Here is a 21,955-nt window from a genome sequence, read left to right on the forward strand (position 1 = left end):
TATGAAAAATTTTAAAGTAAAAATAGTTTTATTTCTTGGGCTCATGTTATCAGCATTGGCTTGCGAGGAATACCTAGACGTAGCTCCAGAATCTGTGTTAACAGAAGAGGAAGTGTTTTCAAACTTTGATAATGCGCAAGGGTTTGTTGATGAAATGTATGCCTTGGTAGTTTCATATGGATTCTCTGGTCACTCCTTTATGGAATACCTAATGGGAGATGATGCCTATAACAGCGGTACACAATCTTTTAAATATAGTGTAAGATTAGATCGTGGAGAGTTAGAGAATTGGATTAATAATAAATACTGTTATTTAGGTAAAGATGATCATCGTGGCCAAGATGGTAGTACTAACGATGCGCAACCTAGACGTAGACCAAGAGTATGGCGCGCCAGTATGCAAGGTATACGAAAAGCTAATATTGTAATAAGGAATAGAGATTTAATGGTAGGTTTAACCGAAGATGAAAGAAATGTTATTCTGGGGCAAGCTTATTTTTTTAGAGCCTATTTTCATAATGAGATTATGAAATTTTGGGGGCGTTTCCCATACATCACCCGAGTATTTGATGGATCAGAAGTTATTGATGTTCAGCGCCCTGACACCTATGAGGAGTGTGCTTTAGCAGCTAACAAAGATTATGAGGAGGCCATTAAGAGATTGCCTGTAGATTGGGATAATGAATCTTATGGGAAAAAAACACTTGGAAATAATGCTGGCAGAATAACAAAAGGCACGGCATATGCCTTTAAAGGTAAAAACTTACTGTTTGCTGCTAGTCCGTTAATGCATTTTAACAACCAACCAGGTATTGATACTTATACTTATAATACAGAGTTAGCCGCCATGGCTGTTGATGCTTTTGCAGAAGTACTTAAATTAGATGGAAGTGTGTATAGTTTTGCACAAAATTTAGAAGATTACAAAACGGTATTTTGGAATGTGCCTAGAAACACGTGGCCAGGTTTAGAACCTGGTGCTAAAGAGTTAATTTTCGCGGCGCCTGCGGTATCACATACAGGTTCTACAATTAGTTTTATGAGTGATGGTGTACCAAGAGATCTTGCGCGTACTAGTACACAATGTACCAGTGCAACCCATAATTTTATATATCATAATTTTGGTATGGCCAATGGCTTATCTATTGAAGATGACATTAGTGAAAAGTATGGTCCAAAAACCTACGATGAAACTAACCCATTTGCAAACCGTGATCCACGTTTTTATGAATGGATTTTTGCTGATCGTGACGTGTTGGGAACAAGAGCAAGTATACCTGCGAAGCATAGAACAATAAGATTGTATGTTGAAGATCCAGATGATAATGGTAACCCAGGAGAGCATCGTAAGTCTAATGCTTCCCTAACTGGGTACATGCAAAAGAAATTTTATCCAGAAATTAATGGTGAATACCATTCTGGTGTAGGGAATAATATTATTAGAAGGTTTACAGGTATGCGCATACACGTGAGGCTAACCGATGTATATTTAATGTATGCTGAGGCACTTCATGTTTCTAAAGGAGCAAACACTGCGCCTGCTTCGTTTTCTATGACTGCAGAACAGGTGATTAACAAAATACGAACCAGAGCAGGACTTCCAAATATACACCCGGCCATTGTTGCAGACAACAATAAATTTATGGACGAGTTAAGACGCGAAAGATCAGTAGAGTTATCTTATGAAGGTCACAGATGGATGGATATACGTCGTTGGGGTGTGGCACATGAAGATAAATATAGAATTAAAACAGAATTGAGATTTGACAAAGCTTGGAGTTACTTTCAAGAAGCTGTGTTGGTAGATCGCGTTTGTGACTACCCAAAGCACTACTGGTTACCTTTTGAACAAAATCAAACACAATTTTATGAAGGCTTTGATCAAAATCCAGGTTGGTAATCCCAATATGAATTTGTTTTAACTAATACTTAAATTTAAAGAAATAAAAATGAAAATATATAAAATATATAAGTTGTATGCGCTTGTATGCATCGCTATGCTGTGTTTTTGTGAGGTGACTACCGCGCAATCAGATGGTGTTAAAGTGTCTGCAACCGTTGTTGATGAACAAGGAAATCCTTTAGAGGGGGTTTATATATATGGTCCCAAAGGTGTTAAATCATCAACCAATACCAACGGACTATTTGATATTACCTTACCCGATGATGAAACCGTTGTTATAGAGAAAAAAGGGTATGAATCCCAGCTTGTTAGTTTAACCAATTGGGCTGGTAACATTACCCTAAAGAAATCAGAATTTTTGGCATCAGAAGATGATGAGATAAACATGGGAGTGGGGGTTAAAAATAGACGGGATGTAGTAGGATCTATATCATCAACAAATACTAGAGACCGTTTAGTTTATGACAATACCCAGTTTGTTAGAGATTATATTAGTGGTTTAACTATGGGGGTGCGTGGCTCAGACAACATAAGAGGCCTTGATAATGCGTTATTTGTTATTGATGGTGTTTTTGGACGTGATCCCAATGTGTTAAACATGGAGGAAGTTGATCAAATTACCATATTAAGAGATGCTAATGCTGTGGCTTTATATGGTAGCCAAGGACGAAATGGTGTGATTGTAATTAATACCAAACGAGGTAAAATAAATAAAAGAGAAGTAAACGTGAATGTACGTTCTGGTATTAGAACACCTATATCACTACCTAATTATTTGGGGTCGGCAGATTATATGGAGTTATGGAATGAGGCTAGAATTAACGATGGTACTAGCCCTGATGATACTAGTTTATTCTCAATGGAAGATATTGCCAATACAAGAAACGGTATTAATCCAATAAAATACCCTGATGTTGATTTTTATGATCAGGTACAACCTTTTGTAAATACAACCAACGTAATTACAGAATTCACCGGCGGTAATGATAAGTCGCAATATTATGTTAATGTGGGCTGGCTTTACAATGAAGATTGGTTAAATATTAATGAAGATATTAATGCAGGATCTAACCGTTTTAATGTTAGAGGGAATATTGATTTTAAGGTAAACGATTGGATTACTAGTAGTATTGATGGTGTTGCCATTATAAGTACAGATAAAAGCGCTAGAGCAAACTTATTAAGTGCAGGTACCACATTTAAACCAAATGATTACGCACCATTATTACCACTAGAATATTTTGATACTGAGAATAATCCAGAACTGGCGGTTATTTTGGCTGGAGCTCGTTATTTTAATGGAGGTTTGTTAGGTTCTAACAGGCAAGTGCAAGAAAATGCGCCTGTAGCTAGAGCCATTGCAGGGGGATATCAAAATAATGTGTTCCGTGTAACGCAGTTCAACAACGCTATTAATTTTGATTTATCAGGAATAACGGAAGGCTTATCAGCCAAAACGTATTTGAGTTTTGACTTTTTTGATTCATACCAATTGTCTATTAGAAATGAGTACCGTGTGTATGAACCGTTCTGGAAAGATGATAAAATTGTAGGGTTTAGAGATATTGATAACCCAAATCTTGATGAATCAGACAATGCTATTTTTGGTAGAGATTTAAGAGATCTTACAGAAAATGTATCATCTAATGGCTTTGAATCGCGTTTAGGTATGTACGGATTGATTAATTATCAAAAAACCTTTGCCCAAAACCACTCCATTTATACTACCTTGTTAGGATACTATAATTCAGAGAAACGAGATGGTACACTTCAAACCGACAAAGATGCACACCTTGGCTTTCAGTTAACTTATGATTTCAAGAAAAAATTGTATGCAGACTTTTCAGGTGCCTATGCGCACTCTATCAAGTTACCTGAAGGTAATAGAGGTGGTTTTTCACCAACAGTTGGGGTAGCCTATATTTTAAGTGAAGAAGCATTTTTAAAAGAAAGCAATTTTATAAATTATTTAAAACTAAAAGCTTCAGGAGGAATTATAAAATCTGATCGTGGTATTGATGGGTATTATTTATATGAAGAAAATTATTCGTCAGGTTCTAGTTTTGCTTGGGCTGACGGCGTGCAGTCTAATAGAAAGCAAAATGTAACTCAAGGTGCTAATCCAGATTTAGGGTATGAAGAACGCATAGATTTCAATGCTGGATTTGAAACGTATTTAATGAATTCATTATGGTTAGAGGCTAATTATTTTAGAACAGAACTAGATAAACAATTAGTGTTTTTGGCCGATCAATATCCGTCATATTATAATACTTTTAGACCAAGAGATAATTTCAATGCCAATTTATATACTGGTTTTGAGTTAGGTATCAATTTTAACAAAACATTTAATGACTTTACATTTGGTATTGGAGCGAATGTGTTGTACAGTCAAGCAGAAGCTTCAAAACGATCTGAGACTAATGAGTTTGCCTACCAAAACAGGCAAGGAAAAGAATTGTCTACTATTTTTGGTTTTGAAGACCAAGGGTTCTATACAGAAGCTGATTTTGTTGATTTAGTAGATTATGAGTTAATTGCCGGTTTGCCAGAGCCGCAATTTGGTACAGTGAAACCAGGCGATATAAAGTATAAAAATCAAAATGGCGATGATAAAATTGATTTAGATGATCAAGTTGCAATTGGGCAAGGTAGTAGTCCATGGACATACGGGGTTAACCTAAATATTAAATATAAAGCCTTTAACTTATTTATACTTGGTACGGGACAAACTGGAGGCTTAGGAAATAAATTAAGTGATCGCTACAATGATTATTATAGCCCTAATGGGAATCAGAAATACTCTGAAGTAGTTTTAGGACGTTGGACTCCAGAAACAGATGACACAGCCACGTTTCCAAGGTTATCTGCTGCGCAAAACCAAAATAATTTTAGAAACTCTACATTCTGGTTGTTTGATACAAGTTTCTTTAGAATTAACAGGGCTCAGCTAACCTATGAATTTGCAGACAACTTATGTGACAGACTAGGAATGGAACACTTTAGCTTAAACTTACAAGGAACTAACCTTTTTGAAATAGCTAAAAATAAGGATATTCGTCAGTTAAATATCGGTACCAACCCACAGGCTAGAACCTATACCTTAGGGGTAAGATTATCATTTTAATAAAAATTTAAATAGATAGAATGAAAAATTTAATAAAATATATGTTTATAATGTCAGTATTTGCTGGCGTTGTTAGCTGTGAAGATTTCTTAGATCCTATTGATGAAAATAGATTGGACTTTGAGTTTGTTGGTGAAACACCAGCAGCAGCAGAAGGTGTGTTATTGCAGGGCTATTCACGTTTAATAGATCAGTTTACGTTTGATGAAGCGGCCACAGATGATGCGGTTAATAATCAATTAGATAATGATTTTAAGCGTATAGCTAAAGGAGAGTTAAGTGCTCAGTTTAACCCTACATCACGTTGGAGGAACTATGAAAGCGTTTTATGGGTAAACAAATTTTTACAAATTATTAACGCTGGTGAGATTGTATGGAATACAGATGAGGAGATTAATGAAATGTTTTATATGCGTATGAAAGGAGAGGCGTTGGCATTGAGAGCATTACATCACTTTTACATACTACAGGCGCATGCTGGTTATGGAACTTCTGGACAATTACTAGGCGTGCCTTATATAAAAGGATTCATTGAGTCTGATGGCGATTTTAATTTACCACGCTTATCTTTTGAAGATACGGTTGAAGCTATCATGGCAGATTTTGATGAGGCACTTACTTTATTACCAACAGTTTATTCAGATAATCAATCCGATGTAAATCCTATTTACGAAGATTATGATTTTAATAAATATAAAGTTGCCAATGGTAGTGCCATTAATTTACGTATTTCTGGTAAAATAGTAAGTGCTTTAAAAGCCCGTTTAGCGCTTTTTGCAGCAAGTCCGGCATTTTTAAATGATCAAGGGTATTATAATATGGCAGCAACCGATGCAAGTGAAGTATTAAATACTATTGGAGGAGTTTCAGGTTTAGTACCTAATGGTCTTGAGTTTTATTTAGATAGTGATGGTTATACTGGTGGCGAAATGATTTGGAGAGGCTCAGAGCAAAATCCAAATGCAACTATTGAAAAACGTGTGTTCCCACCTTCGGTAAATGGTAGTGGCGAAATTAATCCAACACAAAATTTGGTAGATGCTTTCCCAATGCAAAGTGGATTTCCTGCAACTGAAGCGAATGGATACAATCCGCAAGATCCGTATACAAATAGAGACCCAAGGTTAGCAAAGTTTGTTGTACTAAACGGTGATAATTTTGGAGGAGGAACAATTAATACCGGAGTTGGAGGCGGAATTGACAGACGAGATTCTATTCCTGAATTTTCTACAACAACAGGGTATTACCTCAAAAAATTACTTCGTCCAGATGTAAGATTAAATGATGATGGGTCTGAAACAACGCAAAGACACTACGATGTGTTTTTTCGATATACAGAATTATTTTTAATATTTGCCGAGGCAGCTAATGAAGTGGGTGGGCCAGACCAACAAATTAATGGTATGACCGCGCGTGAAGTGATTGGAGCAATAAGACAAAGAGCGGGACTTGCTCAACCAGATGCTTACTTAGCGTCTATTACTACAAAACAAGATATGCGAGAACTCATTAGAAACGAACGACGCTTGGAACTAAGTTTTGAAGGTCATAGATTCTGGGACTTAAGAAGATGGGGCTTGTCTTTGATTGAATCAGCTGAAGGTGTTAACATTAATGGAACAAATTATAGTTATGACCAAGTTGAAGAAAGAAAATATCCTGACTTTGCTACATATATGCCAATTCCAAATGATGAAACATTAAAGTTTCCAGCCCTTGAACAAAATTCAGGTTGGTAGGATTAGGATACTAATAAAGAATTAAAAAAAAATATTTAACATGAAAATAAAATTAGTTGTAATAATAGCCTTAGCCTTTGGTCTAATGGCTTGTGAGAATCAAGATACTGAAGTCGCTGATTTTGGTTCAACTTCAGTATATTTTCCATATCAAAGACCTGCAAGAACATTAATTCAAGGTAAGTATGATTTGGGTTTTAATGATAATGATAACCAAGGTAAGTTTGAAATAGGTGTTGTAATGTCTGGAGTTTTTGAAAATAATTCTGACCGAAAAGTATATTTTGAGTTGGCTCCAGAATTAATTGACGCCAATACCTTAGGAGTAGACTCGGTAACGGTTCAGATATTGCCAGCGTCATATTATACCATAGAAAAGCCTAGCCCTGTTATTATACCTGCAGGATCAATAAATGGTCGTATTCCTATTCAGTTAGAAGAAGCTTTCTTTGATGATCCGCTTGCTTATGCTACCAAGAATAATACGCATTATGTCATTCCTTTAAAAATTGTTGATTATGAGGGTCTAGATTCATTACTTACAGGAGTACCTATTGTGTCTAATCCAATAAAAATAAAGGATGAAGATTGGAATCCCGCACCTAAAGATTACACACTTTTTGGTATAAAATTCATGAACAAGTATCAAGGCAAATACTTACGCCGAGGGGAAGATGTTATGACAAACAATTCAGGAGAGGTGACTACCTCAACCTACAGATCAGAATTTGTTGTAGACGATGAGGTTACTGAATTAATGACCAGTGGAAGGTCAAATGTAAGATATGCAAACCGTGTGCGAAGAGGTGAGCTTTCAAGCCCAGGAGATGTAAATATTGAGTTGGTATTTAATAGTGACGAAACGTGTACTGTAAATAGTTTTGGAGACGATGCTTATAATGTTTCTGGTTCAGGACGATTTGTTGAAAATGGTGATGAATGGGGAGGAGAGAAGCGCGATGTAATATATCTAGATTATTCGTATACAGATGCTGTTAATAATGAAACACATGCTGTCAAGGATACATTAGTTATAAGAAACAGAGATGTTACATTTGAACAGTTTACTGTGGAGCTAAGGGAACTTCCTTAGTTTAGAACTTCCAAAAATTTATAGATTAAACAAAAGAAGCGAGGACATGTCCTCGCTTCTTTTGTTTGTTAAAAGGTTTTCGTATCATCTTTTATTCAGATTAATCAAGATTGAGCAGTACGGCACAGGATGGTTTTTGATTTGTATAACTTTAATTTGCGTAAAGTATTTACTAAAGTTTAGATTATTTAGAAATTTTTGAGTTAGTTAAAACTCTTCATCACACACGTTAATAGGTATTATGATGGGGAGTTTTTTAGTAAAAAAATACAATTAAAATTATGATAAAAATGAAACTATTAAAATCTATTGCATTATGTTTTCTTACTGTTTTCAATATGGGGAACATTTACTCTTGTAAAGAAAAGAATGATCCAGTTCCTTGGGTGAATTTAATTAATGAAGACAATCTGGATGGTTGGACCATTTTAGGCGGTAAAGCATCTTATGAAGTTGTTAACGGTGTTATTACAGGAACCACTGCCGCCGATACTCCTAATACATTTTTAACCACCAATAAACGTTACGATGATTTTATTCTTGAGATAGCCTTTAAAGTAGACCCTGTGATGAATTCGGGTATTCAAATAAGAAGTAATAGCTTGCCATATTATCAAAATGGAAGAGTGCATGGGTATCAAATTGAAATAGATCCTTCAAAACGTGCCTGGAGCGGTGGTATTTATGATGAAGGCAGACGCAAATGGTTAAATCCTTTAGAAAACAACACTAGTGCACAGGCTGCATTTAAACAAAATGAATGGAATCACTATCGTGTTGAGGCTATTGGTGATACTATTAAAACTTGGATAAATAATGTGCCAGCAGCTTATTTGATTGATGATAAAACAGCAAGTGGATTTATAGGCTTACAAGTGCATTCCATTGGCAAAAATAAAGAAAGACTTGGTAAAACAGTGATGTGGAAAGAGGCTAAAATCTTAACAGAAAATGTATCAAAATATTCTAGAAAATCACCGTTAGAACCTGTGGTAACTAAAAACAAGTTAACTTTTCAAGAAAAAAAGGAGGGTTGGCAAATGCTTTGGGATGGTAAAACAACCAGTGGGTGGCGTGGTGCTAAATTAGACAAGTTCCCAGAGGAAGGTTGGTCCATTATAAATGGAGAGCTAATCGTAGCAGAAACTGGTGGCGCAGAATCAACAGCTGGCGGAGATATTGTAACAACGCAAGAATATAGTAATTTTGAACTACAAGTTGATTTTAAGCTAACACCAGGAGCAAATAGTGGTATAAAATATTATGTAGACACAGAACTTAATAAGGGGCCTGGGTCTTCAATTGGCTTAGAGTATCAAATTTTGGATGATGACTTGCATGAAGATGCTAAATTAGGATCTCACGAAGGGAGCAGAACTGTATGTTCACTATATGATTTGATAAAGGCCGATCCAAGTAAACCTGTAAATCCTGTTGGTGAGTGGAATACGGCTTATATAAAGTCTATCAATAATCATGTTGAACACTGGATAAATGGAGTTAAGGTTTTAGAATATGAAAGAGGAAGTGAAGCATTTTTAACATTAGTTTCAGAAAGTAAGTATGCAAAATGGCCTAAATTTGGAGTTTTAGAAAAAGGCCAAATTTTATTGCAGGATCACGGTGATCAAGTGTTTTTCAGAAATATAAAAATTCGTGTTCCAAAAAATAAAAAGAAATAAAGATGGCAAATAAAAGAAGAGATTTTTTAAAGAAAACTACGCTGGCTACTGCAGGAATCACTTTAAGTAGTGGAATCAACGCTATGTCTGCACAAAGTTATAATAATATCATAGGAGCAAATGATAGAATTAATGTAGCTATTCAAGGCTTAGGACGACGATACGGTGCATTTATCAATGGTATAGTTGCAAAAGACAATAACGCGCGTTTGTTGTATTTGTGTGATGTGATGCAAAGTCAAATGCATAAAGCAGCCGAAAAAGTTGGAAAAAAAATAAGCTATAAGCCAAAACTTGAAGAGGATATCAAAAAGATTCTGGATGATAAGAATGTTGATGCTGTTTTTATGGCTACTCCAGATCACTGGCACACCCCTGGGGCCATTATGGCCATGCAAGCAGGAAAGCATGTGTATTTAGAAAAACCATGCAGTCACAACGCCTGGGAAAACCAATTGGTGGTTACAGCGCAAAAGAAGTACAATAAAGTGGTTCAAATGGGTAACCAACAACGCTCCTCACCGCAAAGTATTAAAATCATCAAAGATATTCATGACGGTATACTTGGTGATGCATATAAAGCCATTGGGTTTTACGCGAATGGCAGGCCAAAGGTTCCAAATCCAGTGAAGGCTGACCCACCGCAAGGTTTAAACTGGGACTTATTCCAAGGGCCGTCACCAAGAAAAGACTATACTCATGATACATGGAATTATAACTGGCACTGGTATGGTTGGGATTTTGGTACTGCAGAAATGGGGAATAATGCTACACATGAATTAGATATTGCACGCTGGGCATTAGATGTAAATTATCCTAAATATGTAGATGTTTTAGCCGGAAAGAATCATTTTAAAGATGATGGTTGGGAAATGTATGACGACATGTTGGCCACCTATACATTTGGTAATGGTAAAATCATTCAATGGGATGGAGTAAGCAGAAATGCTTACAAAAAATATGGAAGAGGAAGAGGAACGCTAATAATGGGAACAGAAGGTTCTGTAATGATTGATCGTGACGGCTTTGAGCGTTTTGATAGAAAAGGAAAACTTGTTGAGGAGATGAAGTCGGGTAAAGCAGAAGGCGGTGTAGCCTTAGGCGGTGGCGGTGATTTGTCAACACGTCATACGGTGAACTTCTTGAACGGAATTAGAGGTAAAGAAGAATTGACTTCTCCAATTGAAATTGGAGCAAAATCACAAATGCTTACACATTATGCAAATATTGCGTATAGAATAGATAAAGGATTTGACGTAGATGAGAATTCAGGTACAATATTTGATAGAGAAGCTATGGCACTATGGAAAAGAACATACGAACCTGGTTGGGAACCTAAATTATAAAAATTGAAAAGACGCGTATTTATTAAAAAAACAGGAATGGCCTCTGCGGCGTTAGCAAGTTCATCATTGCTATACGGAAATGTATTATCTAAATTCAATAGTAGTAACACCTTAAATATTGGTGTTATTGGTACCGGTGATAGAGGAGGAGGATTAACGTCCATAATTAATTCAATTGACAATATTAATGTTATTGCCTCTTGTGATATTTTGCCTTTTCGGTTGGAGCAGGGGTTGGCAAAAGCCAAAACAACTCCAGTTGGTTACAATGATTACAGAAAGTTATTAGATAATAAGGATATTGACGCTGTTATAATAGCTACGCCATTTAGTACCCACTCCAAAATAGCCATTGATGCATTAGATGCTGGGAAACATGTATATTGTGAAAAAACCTTAGCTAAAGGCTACGATGGGATTAATAATTTGTTGAATAAGGCAAATGCATCTTCGCAAATAGTTCAAACTGGACATCAATACCACAGCTCAAGATTGTATACACATGTAGTTGAGTTAATTAAACAAGGCAAAGTAGGTAAGATTAGTGCCTTTGAATGTCAATGGAACAGACATGGTAATTGGAGAAGACCTGTGCCTCAACCTGAATATGAACGTGCCGTAAATTGGAGAATGTATCGGGAGTTCTCAGGAGGATTAACGGCTGAATTATGTTCACATCAAATTGACTTTACCAATTGGGTACTTGATGAAGTGCCTGAAAAAGTAATGGGCGTTGGCGGAGTTGACTATTGGAAAGACGGCAGAGAAACATTTGATAATGTACATCTTACTTACCGCTATGCCAGTGGTGTTACAGCTAAATTTACCTGTTTAACTAGTAATGCAAAAGACGGTTATGAAATTAAGGTAATTGGAGATAAAGGAACCATCATTATTGATACAAAGAACGCCTGGTTTTTTCCTGAAGGAGAAAAACGTGAGGTAATGGGTGATGTTGATGGTGTAAGTGGAGCTACTGCGCAATACAATCCAAAAAAAGGATATCCAATTAACGTTGAGCATCTTAATCCAAGTAAACAAGCTTTGTTAGATTTCAGACAGGCCATTGTAGATAACAAACAACCCTTGTCAAACGTAATATCGGGAGCAAAAGCGGCCTTTTGCGTACAAATGGGAATTGACGCCATGGTCAATAATGAAATTGTAAAATGGAATCAAACCATTTAATGTGGTACTTTATAGTTAAAAAATAGCATGTTTTTCTTTTGGTTAAAACCTTTCTGTTGTATTGCAGTTAACAGGTTGTTGTTTAGTCAAAAAACTATCGCTAGTCAATAATGATTATTTATATTCCAAAGCAGCTAATTATGTTAGCTGCTTTTTTTAGTGTTACGGGACAGAGCAGGATACAATTTAGAGTATTAAATTTTATTTTTAACCACTATGGAGGTGTGACAAATATTTTCTTAACTAAAAAATATAAAATCAAAAACTAAAATGCTTAAAAACAGTTTTTTATTAGTGCTATTAACTGCTGTATACAGTTTGAATGTTATTCAGGCGCAGCAAGGAAGTAATTCAGAAAAACCCAATATCATTTTTATTTTAACTGATGATCAACGGTTTGATGCCATAGGTTATGCGGGAAATAAATTTGTACAAACTCCAGAGATGGATAATTTGGCCAATGCAGGAACCTATTTCCATAATGCTATTGTAACAACGCCAATTTGTGCGGCAAGTAGAGCCTCATTGTGGACAGGTTTACATGAACGCGCTCATAATTTTAATTTTCAAACGGGTAATGTTCGCGAGGAATATATGGCACAATCTTATCCAACCTTACTTAAAAACAACGGATACTATACAGGTTTTTTTGGAAAATACGGTGTAAGATATGACGGTTTAGATAAGCAATTTGATGAATACGAAGATTACGATAGAAACAACCGATACAAAGACAGAAGAGGATATTATTACAAAACAATTGATAATGATACAGTTCATTTAACACGTTATACAGGACAAAAAGCACTTGATTTTATTGATAAAAATGCAACCAATGATAAACCTTTTTGTTTGTCGCTTAGCTTTAGTGCACCGCATGCCCACGATAGTGCCGTTGAGCAATACTTCTGGCAAGAAGAAATGAATAGCATGCTTGAGGATGAAACCATTCCTGAACCTAAATTGGCCGACGAAAAATACTTTTTGGCGCAACCAAAGGCAGTACGAGATGGGTTTAATAGATTACGCTGGACATGGCGTTATGATACACCTGAGAAATACCAACATAGTTTAAAGGGCTATTTCAGAATGATTGCTGGTGTTGATAAAGAAATCACAAAAATACGTGAGAAATTAAAAGAAAAAGGATTAGATAAAAATACAGTTATTATTCTTATGGGTGATAATGGGTATTTTTTAGGAGAGCGTCAAATGGCTGGCAAATGGTTAATGTATGACAACTCTATTCGTGTACCATTAATTGTTTTTGATCCAAGAGTAAACAAGCATCAAGATTTTACAGATATGGTACTTAATATTGATGTACCTTATACTATTGCTGATATAGCAGGCGTAAAAGCTCCACAGTCTTGGCAGGGTAAAAGTTTACTGCCAATTACAAAGCAAGAAACCAATTCTATAGATAGAGATACTATTTTGATAGAACACCTTTGGGATTTTAAAAATATTCCGCCAAGTGAAGGGGTGCGTACAGAAGAATGGAAGTATTTTAGGTATGTGAATGATAAAACCATCGAAGAGCTTTACAACCTTAAGAAAGATCCGTTAGAGGTTAAGAATTTAATAGGAAAGAAAAAGTACAAAGTTATAGCTGATAATCTTCGTGCTAAACTTGAAGAATTAATAAAGAAAAATAGTAACGAATTTAGAGCGGCACCAACCGATTTAACGGTTGAACTTATAAGAGAACCAGGTGAAGATGTTGAGATTTTTGATTTAAAGCCTGAATTTGGTTGGACGGTGCCATTAGGCTCTAAATATCAAGGTGCTTATCAAATTTTAGTCGCTTCAAACAAAAAGAGCATCGATAATAATAATGGTGATATTTGGGATAGCGGAAGAGTGGCCTCAACACAATCTACAAATGTAGAGTATGAAGGCGCTCCATTAGAAATTGGAAAAACATATTTTTGGAAGGTTCGAATTTGGGAAGAAGAAAACAGACTTGTTGATTATGCTGAAGCACAACAATTCACAACAGGAAAGAGTGATTCATATATTATTTCTACTGAGAATAAATTTGAAACATCTAAAATAAAACCTCAAAAATTTGAGAAACGCGATGCCGTGTATTTCATGGATTTTGGTAAGGCAGCCTTTGCTACCATGGAGTTTACTTATAACGCGAAAACACCACATACGCTTACTGTAAGAGTTGGTGAAATGATTGATGATCAGGGCAATGTGAATAGAACACCTCCGGCAAAAAGCAATATTCGGTATCAAGAAATTAAGGTTGATGTAAAACCAGGCCAAACAACATATCAGATTAAAGTTCATGAAGACGAGCGAAATACAAGAGCTAACAAAGCTGTGCCATTGCCAAAAGGTTTTCCTCCGCTTGTTCCTTTCAGATATGCTGAGTTGGAGGGCGCTCAAGAAACACTTGCTGCTGATGATTTTACACAATTGGCTTTCCATACCTATTGGGATGAAAATGCAAGTAGTTTTAAAAGTAACAATGATATTTTGAACCAAGTTTGGGATTTATCCAAATACTCAATAAAAGCGACAACGTTTAACGGATTGTACGTTGATGGTGACAGAGAGCGTATTCCTTATGAGGCAGACGCTTATTTAAATCAATTGAGTCATTATACCGCTGATAGAGAGTATGCTATGGCCAGACGCACCATTGAATACTTCATGAAAAACCCTACGTGGCCAACAGAGTGGCAACAGCATGTGCCTTTGTTAATTTATGCAGATTACATGTATACTGGTAACACTGAATTGGTAGAGCGTTATTATGAGTCATTAAAGCATAAATCGCTATATGAATTATCAAATGAAGACGGTTTGATTACCTCTACAAAAGTAGACGCTGCATTTATGAAAAAACTTGGTTTTCCTGAAGGCTATAAAAAACCATTAACAGATATTGTGGATTGGCCAGGTGCAAATTTTGCAGGTAGTAAAACCAAAGGAGAACGTGACGGATTCGTCTTTAAGCCATACAGTACCGTAATTAATGCCTTCTTTTACGAGAATATGAAAATTATGGCAGAGTTTGCAAAAATTTTAGGAAAGACGGAAGAAGCATTAGATTTTGAATATAGAGCTATTAAAGCAAAAAAGGCAGTTAATGAACAAATGTTTGATAAAGAAAGAGGTGTTTATGTAGATGGTATAGGTACAGATCATGCATCTTTACATGCCAATATGATGCCATTAGCCTTTGGATTAGTGCCTCAAGAGCATTATCAATCTGTTGTAGATTATGTGAAATCAAGAGGAATGGCCTGTAGTGTTTATGGCGCCCAGTTTTTAATAGACGGTCTTTATAATGCAGGAGAGGCTGACTATGCTTTAGAGTTATTAGCGAGCAAAGCAAAAAGAAGTTGGTATAATATGATTAGAGTAGGGTCAACAATTACTTTAGAGGCTTGGGATTACGATTATAAAGTAAATTTAGATTGGAATCACGCTTGGGGAGCTGTGCCAGCAAATGCAATACCAAGAGGACTATGGGGAATTAAACCTAAAACTCCCGGATTTGGTATTGCTACTATAAAGCCTCAAATGAGTAAGTTAAAATCGAGTGAAATTGAAGTGCCTACCGTAAGAGGTCCAATTAAAGCTTCATATCAACATAATGGTCCTAGGCTTCAAACCTATCAAATTGAAATACCAGGAAACATGATGGCAGAGTTTAGCTTGAATGGCTTAGATGGTAAAGACCTTATTCATAATGGAGAAAAGGTGCCGTCTGCATTTGAATCTATAAGACTCGCTCCAGGAAAACATATCATACAGTTGAAGATTAATTCTTTTTAGACTAAAAAAAAGCCATGTTAATGACTATTATTAATATGGCTTTTTTCTTTTATATTAGATGGTAAGAATATAAATCTCTAAAGTTATAGCCCACGTTTAAAAGGCTTTTCTGTTTTAGAGTGAATGTGCCTATTCAATATATTCAACCAAAAACAAACAGAGGCATAAAAAACAGTGCTTAGTTACCGCACAGTGCAGGACAGGTATCAGGACTTCTTAATGTATCTTTAGCAATTCATAGAAGAGTTTTTAACGCTATTGAATAAAGCATGAAACTAATTAATTGGGGTATTATTGGCTGTGGTGATGTTGCCGAAGTAAAAAGTGGTCCGGCATTTCAAAAAGTAGAAAATTCTGCTTTGACCGCCGTAATGAGACGAAATGAAGAAAAAGTAAAAGATTTTGCCAAACGGCATAAAGTACCAAATTATACTACAAGTGCTTCTGAATTAATTAATGATAAAAAGGTGAATGCCGTTTATATTGCAACACCACCTTCTTCACATTTAAATTATGCGAAACAGGCTATTAAAGCTGGAAAGAACATATATTTAGAAAAACCCATGGTGCTTAATAGTAAGGAAGCTGACGACCTTTTAGATGCATTGAACCGTAGTAATGTAAAAGTTACCGTGGCTCATTATCGTAGAAATTTACCTTTATTCATTAAGGTCAAAGAGTTGTTAGATGCTAATGTAATCGGTAAAGTATTTTCAGCAGAAATTGATATTGCACAATCTCAAGACGCCAATATAATTGCCAAAACAGATGAAAATTGGAGATTAAATCCTGAAGTTTCAGGAGGAGGGTACTTTCATGATATTGCACCGCACCAAATAGATTTAATGTGTTATTATTTTGGTGAAGTTGCCAAAGTTAAAAAAGGAAACATGTTAGGTAACGCAGCTTCAAAAGATTTGGTTAAGGGTGAATTGGAATTTAAAAATGGTGTTGACTTTAAAGGAAGTTGGAATTTTAATGCTCCAGAAGATAATGACAAATGTATCATTAAAGGAGAAAAAGGTACCATTACGTTTTCATTTTACAATGAAGAGATAAGGGTTGAAACTACAGCGAAAAGTGAATTTTTTAAGTTTGAAAATCCAAGGCATGTACAGCAGCCTATGATAGAGGAAGTGGTGGGGTATTTTTTGGGAAAAAATCAAAACCCATGTTCTGTTGAAGAGGCCACAGTGGTAACTAAAATTATGGATATCTTTTGTGGAACAAACTAAACCTATGAAGAATAATTTTATAATATTAAGAAGTATTGTATTCTGCATGACATTACTGAATATATCTTATTCTTTTGCTCAAAATCCTATTGTTTCAAATGTAGGGTTAAATGATCCGCACATTCACATTTTTAATGATACCGCTTACGTTTATGCTTCGCATGATAAATCTATCAATAATGGCAAGTTTATTATGGAAGATTGGTGGGTGTGGTCGTCGCCAGATTTGGTGAATTGGACTAAGCGTTCTGTCTTAAATCCTAAAGACACCTATATCGGTAAAGAATTTTCAAGATGTTGGGCTACCGATGCGGCCTATAGAAATGGTAAATACTATTGGTACTTTTCTGAAGGTAATGAACAAGCAGGAGTTGTAGCTGGTGATACACCTGTTGGTCCCTGGACAAATGTGTTAAACCAACCGCTATTAAGTGCTGATTTAACACCAACCCATGAATATGACATGGCCGTTTTTGAAGATAATGGAGAACATTACATTATTTTTGGTGTTTGGGATTACTACATTGCCAAACTAAATTATGATATGGTAAGTTTGGCTGAAAAACCCAAAAAAATCATCATCAATAACCCGCACGGGCCATATAACTTAGATGGCGAAAACAAAGAAAAACCAACAGATGATAAGCCTTTTGTGCACAAATATAAGGGGAAGTATTACCTGTCTTGGGGGTGTTTTTATGCCATTTCTAACAACCTTTATGGGCCATATGATTACAAAGATTCTGTGATAAAAGCAGAGAGTTTTGCCGAAGGTTTCGATGCTCCAACTTGGCCAACAGGCTTTATGCAAGGACGACATGGTTCATTTTTTGAATGGCATAACCAGTGGTATTACATCTACTGTGATATTAGTCAAACAGGTAACAGGTATTTTAGAGATAGTTTTATAAGCTATGTGCATTATAAGGAAAACGGAGAAATGGCAACCCTAAAAGTTGATGGCATTGGTGTTGGTAATTATCAAGCAAAACAAGGTAAAATAGAAGCAGAAAATTACTTTAGAGCAGAGGGAATAACTAAGCAAGAATATATATCGGGGTTTGTGATTAAAACAACTGCAAAAAAGAGCTATTTAAATTTTCCCAATGTTAAAGGATTAAATGGGAAATCTAAAATAGAGTTTCAAGTTTATGCGCCTCAAGGCGGAGCATTTTCTTTTGATATAAAAAAAGATAGCTTGAACGGAAATCAAATTGGAACTCAGAAGGTTTCGTTAAAGCCAACAAAACAGATACAAACCATAACAATAAATCTATCATCTATTAATAGTACAGAAAATCTCTATATATTGTTAGAGGAATTCAGTGAAAATCAGCTGTTAATTGATAGTTTTTCATTTTTAAACTAAATTCAAAAGACATCAAATGAAGAAATTATGTTTTTTAGCCCTTGTGGTAGTCGGGTTACTTTTTAATGCATGTGGCAGCAAAGAGGCTTCGTTAAAAGATTATAAAGACGCCTCGTTATCCATTGAAGAACGCGTAGAGGCTTTATTGCCATTACTTTCGTTAGAAGAAAAAGTGGCGCAAATGCGAATTTTCCACGCCAATATTGGAGTAAAACACGATGAAAACGGAAAATTAAAACTTTCCGAAAAGGTTATTAAAAAGTTAAAATTGGGCATTGCGGGTATAAAAAATCCAGGAGAGCACGTTGATGCGATTACGGCTGCAAAATTGAACAATGAACTTCAAAAATATATTATTGAACATAACCGTTGGGGTATTCCTGCGTTATTTGTCACAGAGTCGTACAATGGTGTTGACGCAACAGGTTGTACAAAATTTGGTCGCCCTATGACCTCGGCAGCATCATTTAACCCAGAATTGGTGCAAAGACAATGGGATGTTGTTGGCCGTGAAGCACGCTTACGCGGTATGCATATGTGCCATTCACCGGAAGCTGATTTAGTGCGGGACCCGCGTTTTGGACGTATGAGCGAGGCCTTTGGTGAAGACACCTATTTAACCACACAAATGGTTAAAAATGCTGTTATTGGTGTGCAAGGTAATTACGAAGGGTTAGGTAATGGTACGCATATTGGTGCAGTGACAAAACATTTTGCAGCTTACGGACAAGTGTTAGGTGGCTCTAACTTTGCAGCTATCGAAATTTCTCCAAGAACATTAATAGATGAAATATACCCACCTTTTGAAGCCGCGGTTAAGGAAGCTAAAACTTTAGGTATAATGGCATCGCATGGTGATATAAATGGCGTGGCATCACATGGTAATCCAGAGTTGCTCACCGGTGTTTTAAGAGACCAATGGGGGTTTGAAGGATATGTGGTTTCTGATTCTAACGATATTGCCCGTTTGCATTATTTTATGAATGTAGCCGAAACTCCTGAGGATGCCGCACAAATGGGATTGGAGGCAGGAATAGATATCGATTTATATGCGGAGGATTCTTATGCCTATCTTCCGGAAATGGTAAAGAAAAATCCAGAACTTGAAAAACTAATTGATAGATCCGTAAGACGTGTTTTAAGAACAAAATTTATTTTAGGACTTTTTGATAATCCTTATATTAATATAGAAGATGTAGAGAAAGGAAACAGAGCAGAATCGTCTTTAGAATTAGCGAAAGAATCAGATTTAGAGTCTATTATTCTTCTAAAAAACGAAGCTAACACGTTGCCACTTGATGCTAAAAAAACCACTAAAATTGCACTTTTAGGTCCTCTTGTAACAGAGAATACTAAAGCTATGTTTGAATCTGTAGCAGGCGACAATATTAAATTTGTAGCAGAAAAAGGGTTTCATTTAACAGATGAAACAGGTGGTGAACCAAAATTGTTGCCAAGAGATGGAAGAGCCTTAGATAAATTGGTATCCATTGCTAGAAGCTCTAATGTTGTAGTTTTATTTATGGGAGGTGATGAGTTTACATCAAAAGAGGCTTTCTTTACCCATGCCTTAGGTGATAGAGCAACCATAGATCCTGTAGGGCCACAAGACGAATTGATTGAGCGTATAAAAGCTTTAGGTAGGCCAGTTATTGTGGTATTAAAGCATAGAAGAACGCTTTCTATTAATGCCATTGCGGAACATGCTGATGCTATTCTAGATACTTGGGATTTAAGTGAGTTTGGAGACGAATCTACCGCAAGAATTATTTTTGGTGAGGTGTCGCCATCGGGGAAATCACCTGTAACAATTCCAAGGTCTATTGGGCAAATTCCATTTCATTATAGTATGAAGGAAATCAATTATAAGAAGGAATATTTATTCTTAGGAAAGGGACCATTATTTCCATTTGGTCATGGTTTGAACTATGGCGATTTTGAATATTCAGACATTTCAATTTCTAAGGGAGAAATTACACCAGATACAGAACTGGAGGTAAGTGTGAAGGTTACTAATAACGGTAGTATGAAAGCCAAAGAAGTGGTTCAAATGTATATTAAAGACGAAATAGGGTCTGTTACTAGACCAGATAAAGAGCTCAAAGGATTCCAAAAGATAGAATTTGATGCAGGAGAAAGTAAAACGGTTTCATTTAAAATTACACCTCAAATGCTCGAGTTCACCCGTCTGGATATGCAAAAAGGACTAGAAGCTGGAGATTACACCGTTATGCTTGGTACTTCTTCAAAGGACTATTTAGAAACTAAATTTAAACTTGTAAAATAAAAACATCATGAGTAAATCCATTGTAACACTAATAACGGTTATGCTATTGTTCAACTGTTCCACTGCACAAAAAGTAGCAGAAGTACAGGCTATAAATAAAGAGGAAGTAAAGGCCTCTATGATTAAGGCTTTAGAGTGGCAAGAAGCGCATCCAATTTTTGCTATTTCTCCTACAGATTGGACAGAAGGTGCTTATTATACAGGTGTGGCACGTGCCCACAAAACTACAAAGGATATGATATACATGGCAGCTCTTAAAAATCAAGGTTATTGGAATAATTGGCAAACGTATAAACGTTTACATCATGCCGATGATGTTGCCATTTCATACAGCTATTTATATATTGATATGAATGGTGGTAGAAAGAATTTTGTTGATTTAGAACCCACTAAAAACTTCTTAGATGCACATTTGTATGAAGATGATGTATGGAAAGCAGGGAATAAAAAGAATGATATGGGGCAAACCATTTTATGGTGGTGGTGTGATGCATTATTTATGGCGCCTCCAGTGTTAAACTTATATGCAAAGCATACCAAGCAACCTAAGTATTTAGATGAGATGCATAAGTTTTATATGCAAACCTATAATCAATTGTATGATAAAGAAGAGCAACTATTCGCTAGAGATATGCGTTTTGTTTGGGAAGGCAATGATAATCCTACTAAAGAGCCAAACGGTAAAAAAGTATTTTGGTCCAGAGGTAACGGTTGGGTAATTGCTGGCTTAGCATTAATACTTGATGATATGCCAGCTGATTATGAGCACCGTCCTTTCTATGAGCAATTATTTAAAGAATTATCTGAAACCATGTTGAAAATACAACCTGAAGATGGGCTATGGCGTACAAGTTTATTATGTCCAGAATCTTATGATCATGGTGAAGTAAGTGGTAGTGGTTTCCACACATTTGCGTTGGCTTGGGGAATAAATAATGGATTGATTGATAAAAAACATACTCCTGCTGTTCTTAAAGCTTGGAATGCTATAAAAGCTTGTCAGCATGACGATGGTCGTGTGGGTTGGGTACAAGATATAGGAGCTTTTCCAGAGCCAGCATCGGCAGATAGCTGGCAAAACTTTGGTACTGGCGCTTTTTTATTAGCAGGTAGTGAGATTTTAAATTTAGAATAATTTAATAATTTTAAAATTTAAGGCGGGGACATTATGTTCCCGTTTTTTGACTG

The 21,955-nt window shown here is 36.0% G+C and carries 12 protein-coding genes; all 12 read left to right on the forward strand.

Going from position 1 to position 21,955, the window contains the following annotated elements:
* Position 1 precedes the first annotated feature (1 nt).
* The gene (locus KFZ70_RS11925; protein WP_139696380.1) at positions 2-1,900 is read left to right on the forward strand and encodes a RagB/SusD family nutrient uptake outer membrane protein; all 1,899 of its coding nucleotides are present in this window, start codon (positions 2-4) and stop codon (positions 1,898-1,900) included.
* Between the two features lie 49 nt (positions 1,901-1,949).
* A complete protein-coding gene (locus tag KFZ70_RS11930) occupies positions 1,950-5,030 on the forward strand; it encodes a SusC/RagA family TonB-linked outer membrane protein (protein WP_139696378.1) in 3,081 nt (1,026 codons plus the stop codon).
* A gap of 20 nt (positions 5,031-5,050) precedes the next feature.
* Positions 5,051-6,769, forward strand: a complete 1,719-nt coding sequence (locus KFZ70_RS11935) for a RagB/SusD family nutrient uptake outer membrane protein (RefSeq protein ID WP_139696376.1) — start codon at positions 5,051-5,053, stop codon at positions 6,767-6,769.
* A 40-nt stretch (positions 6,770-6,809) separates the two neighbouring features.
* On the forward strand, positions 6,810-7,862 hold the full coding sequence (locus tag KFZ70_RS11940) for a DUF5627 domain-containing protein (protein WP_139696374.1): 1,053 nt from the start codon (positions 6,810-6,812) through the stop codon (positions 7,860-7,862).
* Between the two features lie 290 nt (positions 7,863-8,152).
* Positions 8,153-9,544, forward strand: coding sequence for a DUF1080 domain-containing protein (locus tag KFZ70_RS11945; RefSeq protein WP_139696372.1), 1,392 nt, complete (start codon positions 8,153-8,155; stop codon positions 9,542-9,544).
* A gap of 2 nt (positions 9,545-9,546) precedes the next feature.
* Complete coding sequence (locus tag KFZ70_RS11950; protein WP_139696370.1) at positions 9,547-10,890, forward strand: Gfo/Idh/MocA family protein; 1,344 nt, start codon at positions 9,547-9,549, stop codon at positions 10,888-10,890.
* 3 nt (positions 10,891-10,893) lie between these two features.
* Positions 10,894-12,078, forward strand: coding sequence for a Gfo/Idh/MocA family protein (locus KFZ70_RS11955; protein ID WP_139696368.1), 1,185 nt, complete (start codon positions 10,894-10,896; stop codon positions 12,076-12,078).
* Positions 12,079-12,348: 270 nt separating this feature from the next.
* Entirely contained in the window at positions 12,349-15,876 is a 3,528-nt protein-coding gene (locus tag KFZ70_RS11960) for a family 78 glycoside hydrolase catalytic domain (RefSeq protein ID WP_139696366.1), read from the forward strand.
* Positions 15,877-16,145: 269 nt separating this feature from the next.
* The gene (locus KFZ70_RS11965) at positions 16,146-17,111 is read left to right on the forward strand and encodes a Gfo/Idh/MocA family protein (RefSeq protein ID WP_139696363.1); all 966 of its coding nucleotides are present in this window, start codon (positions 16,146-16,148) and stop codon (positions 17,109-17,111) included.
* Positions 17,112-17,115: 4 nt separating this feature from the next.
* A complete protein-coding gene (locus KFZ70_RS11970) occupies positions 17,116-18,480 on the forward strand; it encodes a family 43 glycosylhydrolase (RefSeq protein WP_139696361.1) in 1,365 nt (454 codons plus the stop codon).
* A 16-nt stretch (positions 18,481-18,496) separates the two neighbouring features.
* Positions 18,497-20,767: a glycoside hydrolase family 3 N-terminal domain-containing protein gene (locus KFZ70_RS11975; RefSeq protein WP_139696360.1), complete on the forward strand. Its 2,271-nt coding sequence runs from the start codon at positions 18,497-18,499 to the stop codon at positions 20,765-20,767.
* A 7-nt stretch (positions 20,768-20,774) separates the two neighbouring features.
* Positions 20,775-21,902: a glycoside hydrolase family 105 protein gene (locus KFZ70_RS11980; protein ID WP_139696357.1), complete on the forward strand. Its 1,128-nt coding sequence runs from the start codon at positions 20,775-20,777 to the stop codon at positions 21,900-21,902.
* Positions 21,903-21,955: the final 53 nt, after the last annotated feature.

Source organism: Allotamlana fucoidanivorans, from assembly GCF_045788535.1.
GTDB lineage: Bacteria > Bacteroidota > Bacteroidia > Flavobacteriales > Flavobacteriaceae > Allotamlana > Allotamlana fucoidanivorans.

Bases quoted from the DNA above. Each gene is read 5' to 3' on its own strand.
- KFZ70_RS11945 (WP_139696372.1), top strand. From the start codon at position 8,153: ATGAAACTATTAAAATCTATTGCATTATGTTTTCTTACTGTTTTCAAT.
- KFZ70_RS11960 (WP_139696366.1), top strand. From the start codon at position 12,349: ATGCTTAAAAACAGTTTTTTATTAGTGCTATTAACTGCTGTATACAGT.
- KFZ70_RS11935 (WP_139696376.1), top strand. From the start codon at position 5,051: ATGAAAAATTTAATAAAATATATGTTTATAATGTCAGTATTTGCTGGC.
- KFZ70_RS11950 (WP_139696370.1), top strand. From the start codon at position 9,547: ATGGCAAATAAAAGAAGAGATTTTTTAAAGAAAACTACGCTGGCTACT.
- KFZ70_RS11980 (WP_139696357.1), top strand. From the start codon at position 20,775: ATGAGTAAATCCATTGTAACACTAATAACGGTTATGCTATTGTTCAAC.
- KFZ70_RS11930 (WP_139696378.1), top strand. From the start codon at position 1,950: ATGAAAATATATAAAATATATAAGTTGTATGCGCTTGTATGCATCGCT.
- KFZ70_RS11940 (WP_139696374.1), top strand. From the start codon at position 6,810: ATGAAAATAAAATTAGTTGTAATAATAGCCTTAGCCTTTGGTCTAATG.
- KFZ70_RS11925 (WP_139696380.1), top strand. From the start codon at position 2: ATGAAAAATTTTAAAGTAAAAATAGTTTTATTTCTTGGGCTCATGTTA.
- KFZ70_RS11975 (WP_139696360.1), top strand. From the start codon at position 18,497: ATGAAGAAATTATGTTTTTTAGCCCTTGTGGTAGTCGGGTTACTTTTT.
- KFZ70_RS11965 (WP_139696363.1), top strand. From the start codon at position 16,146: ATGAAACTAATTAATTGGGGTATTATTGGCTGTGGTGATGTTGCCGAA.
- KFZ70_RS11970 (WP_139696361.1), top strand. From the start codon at position 17,116: ATGAAGAATAATTTTATAATATTAAGAAGTATTGTATTCTGCATGACA.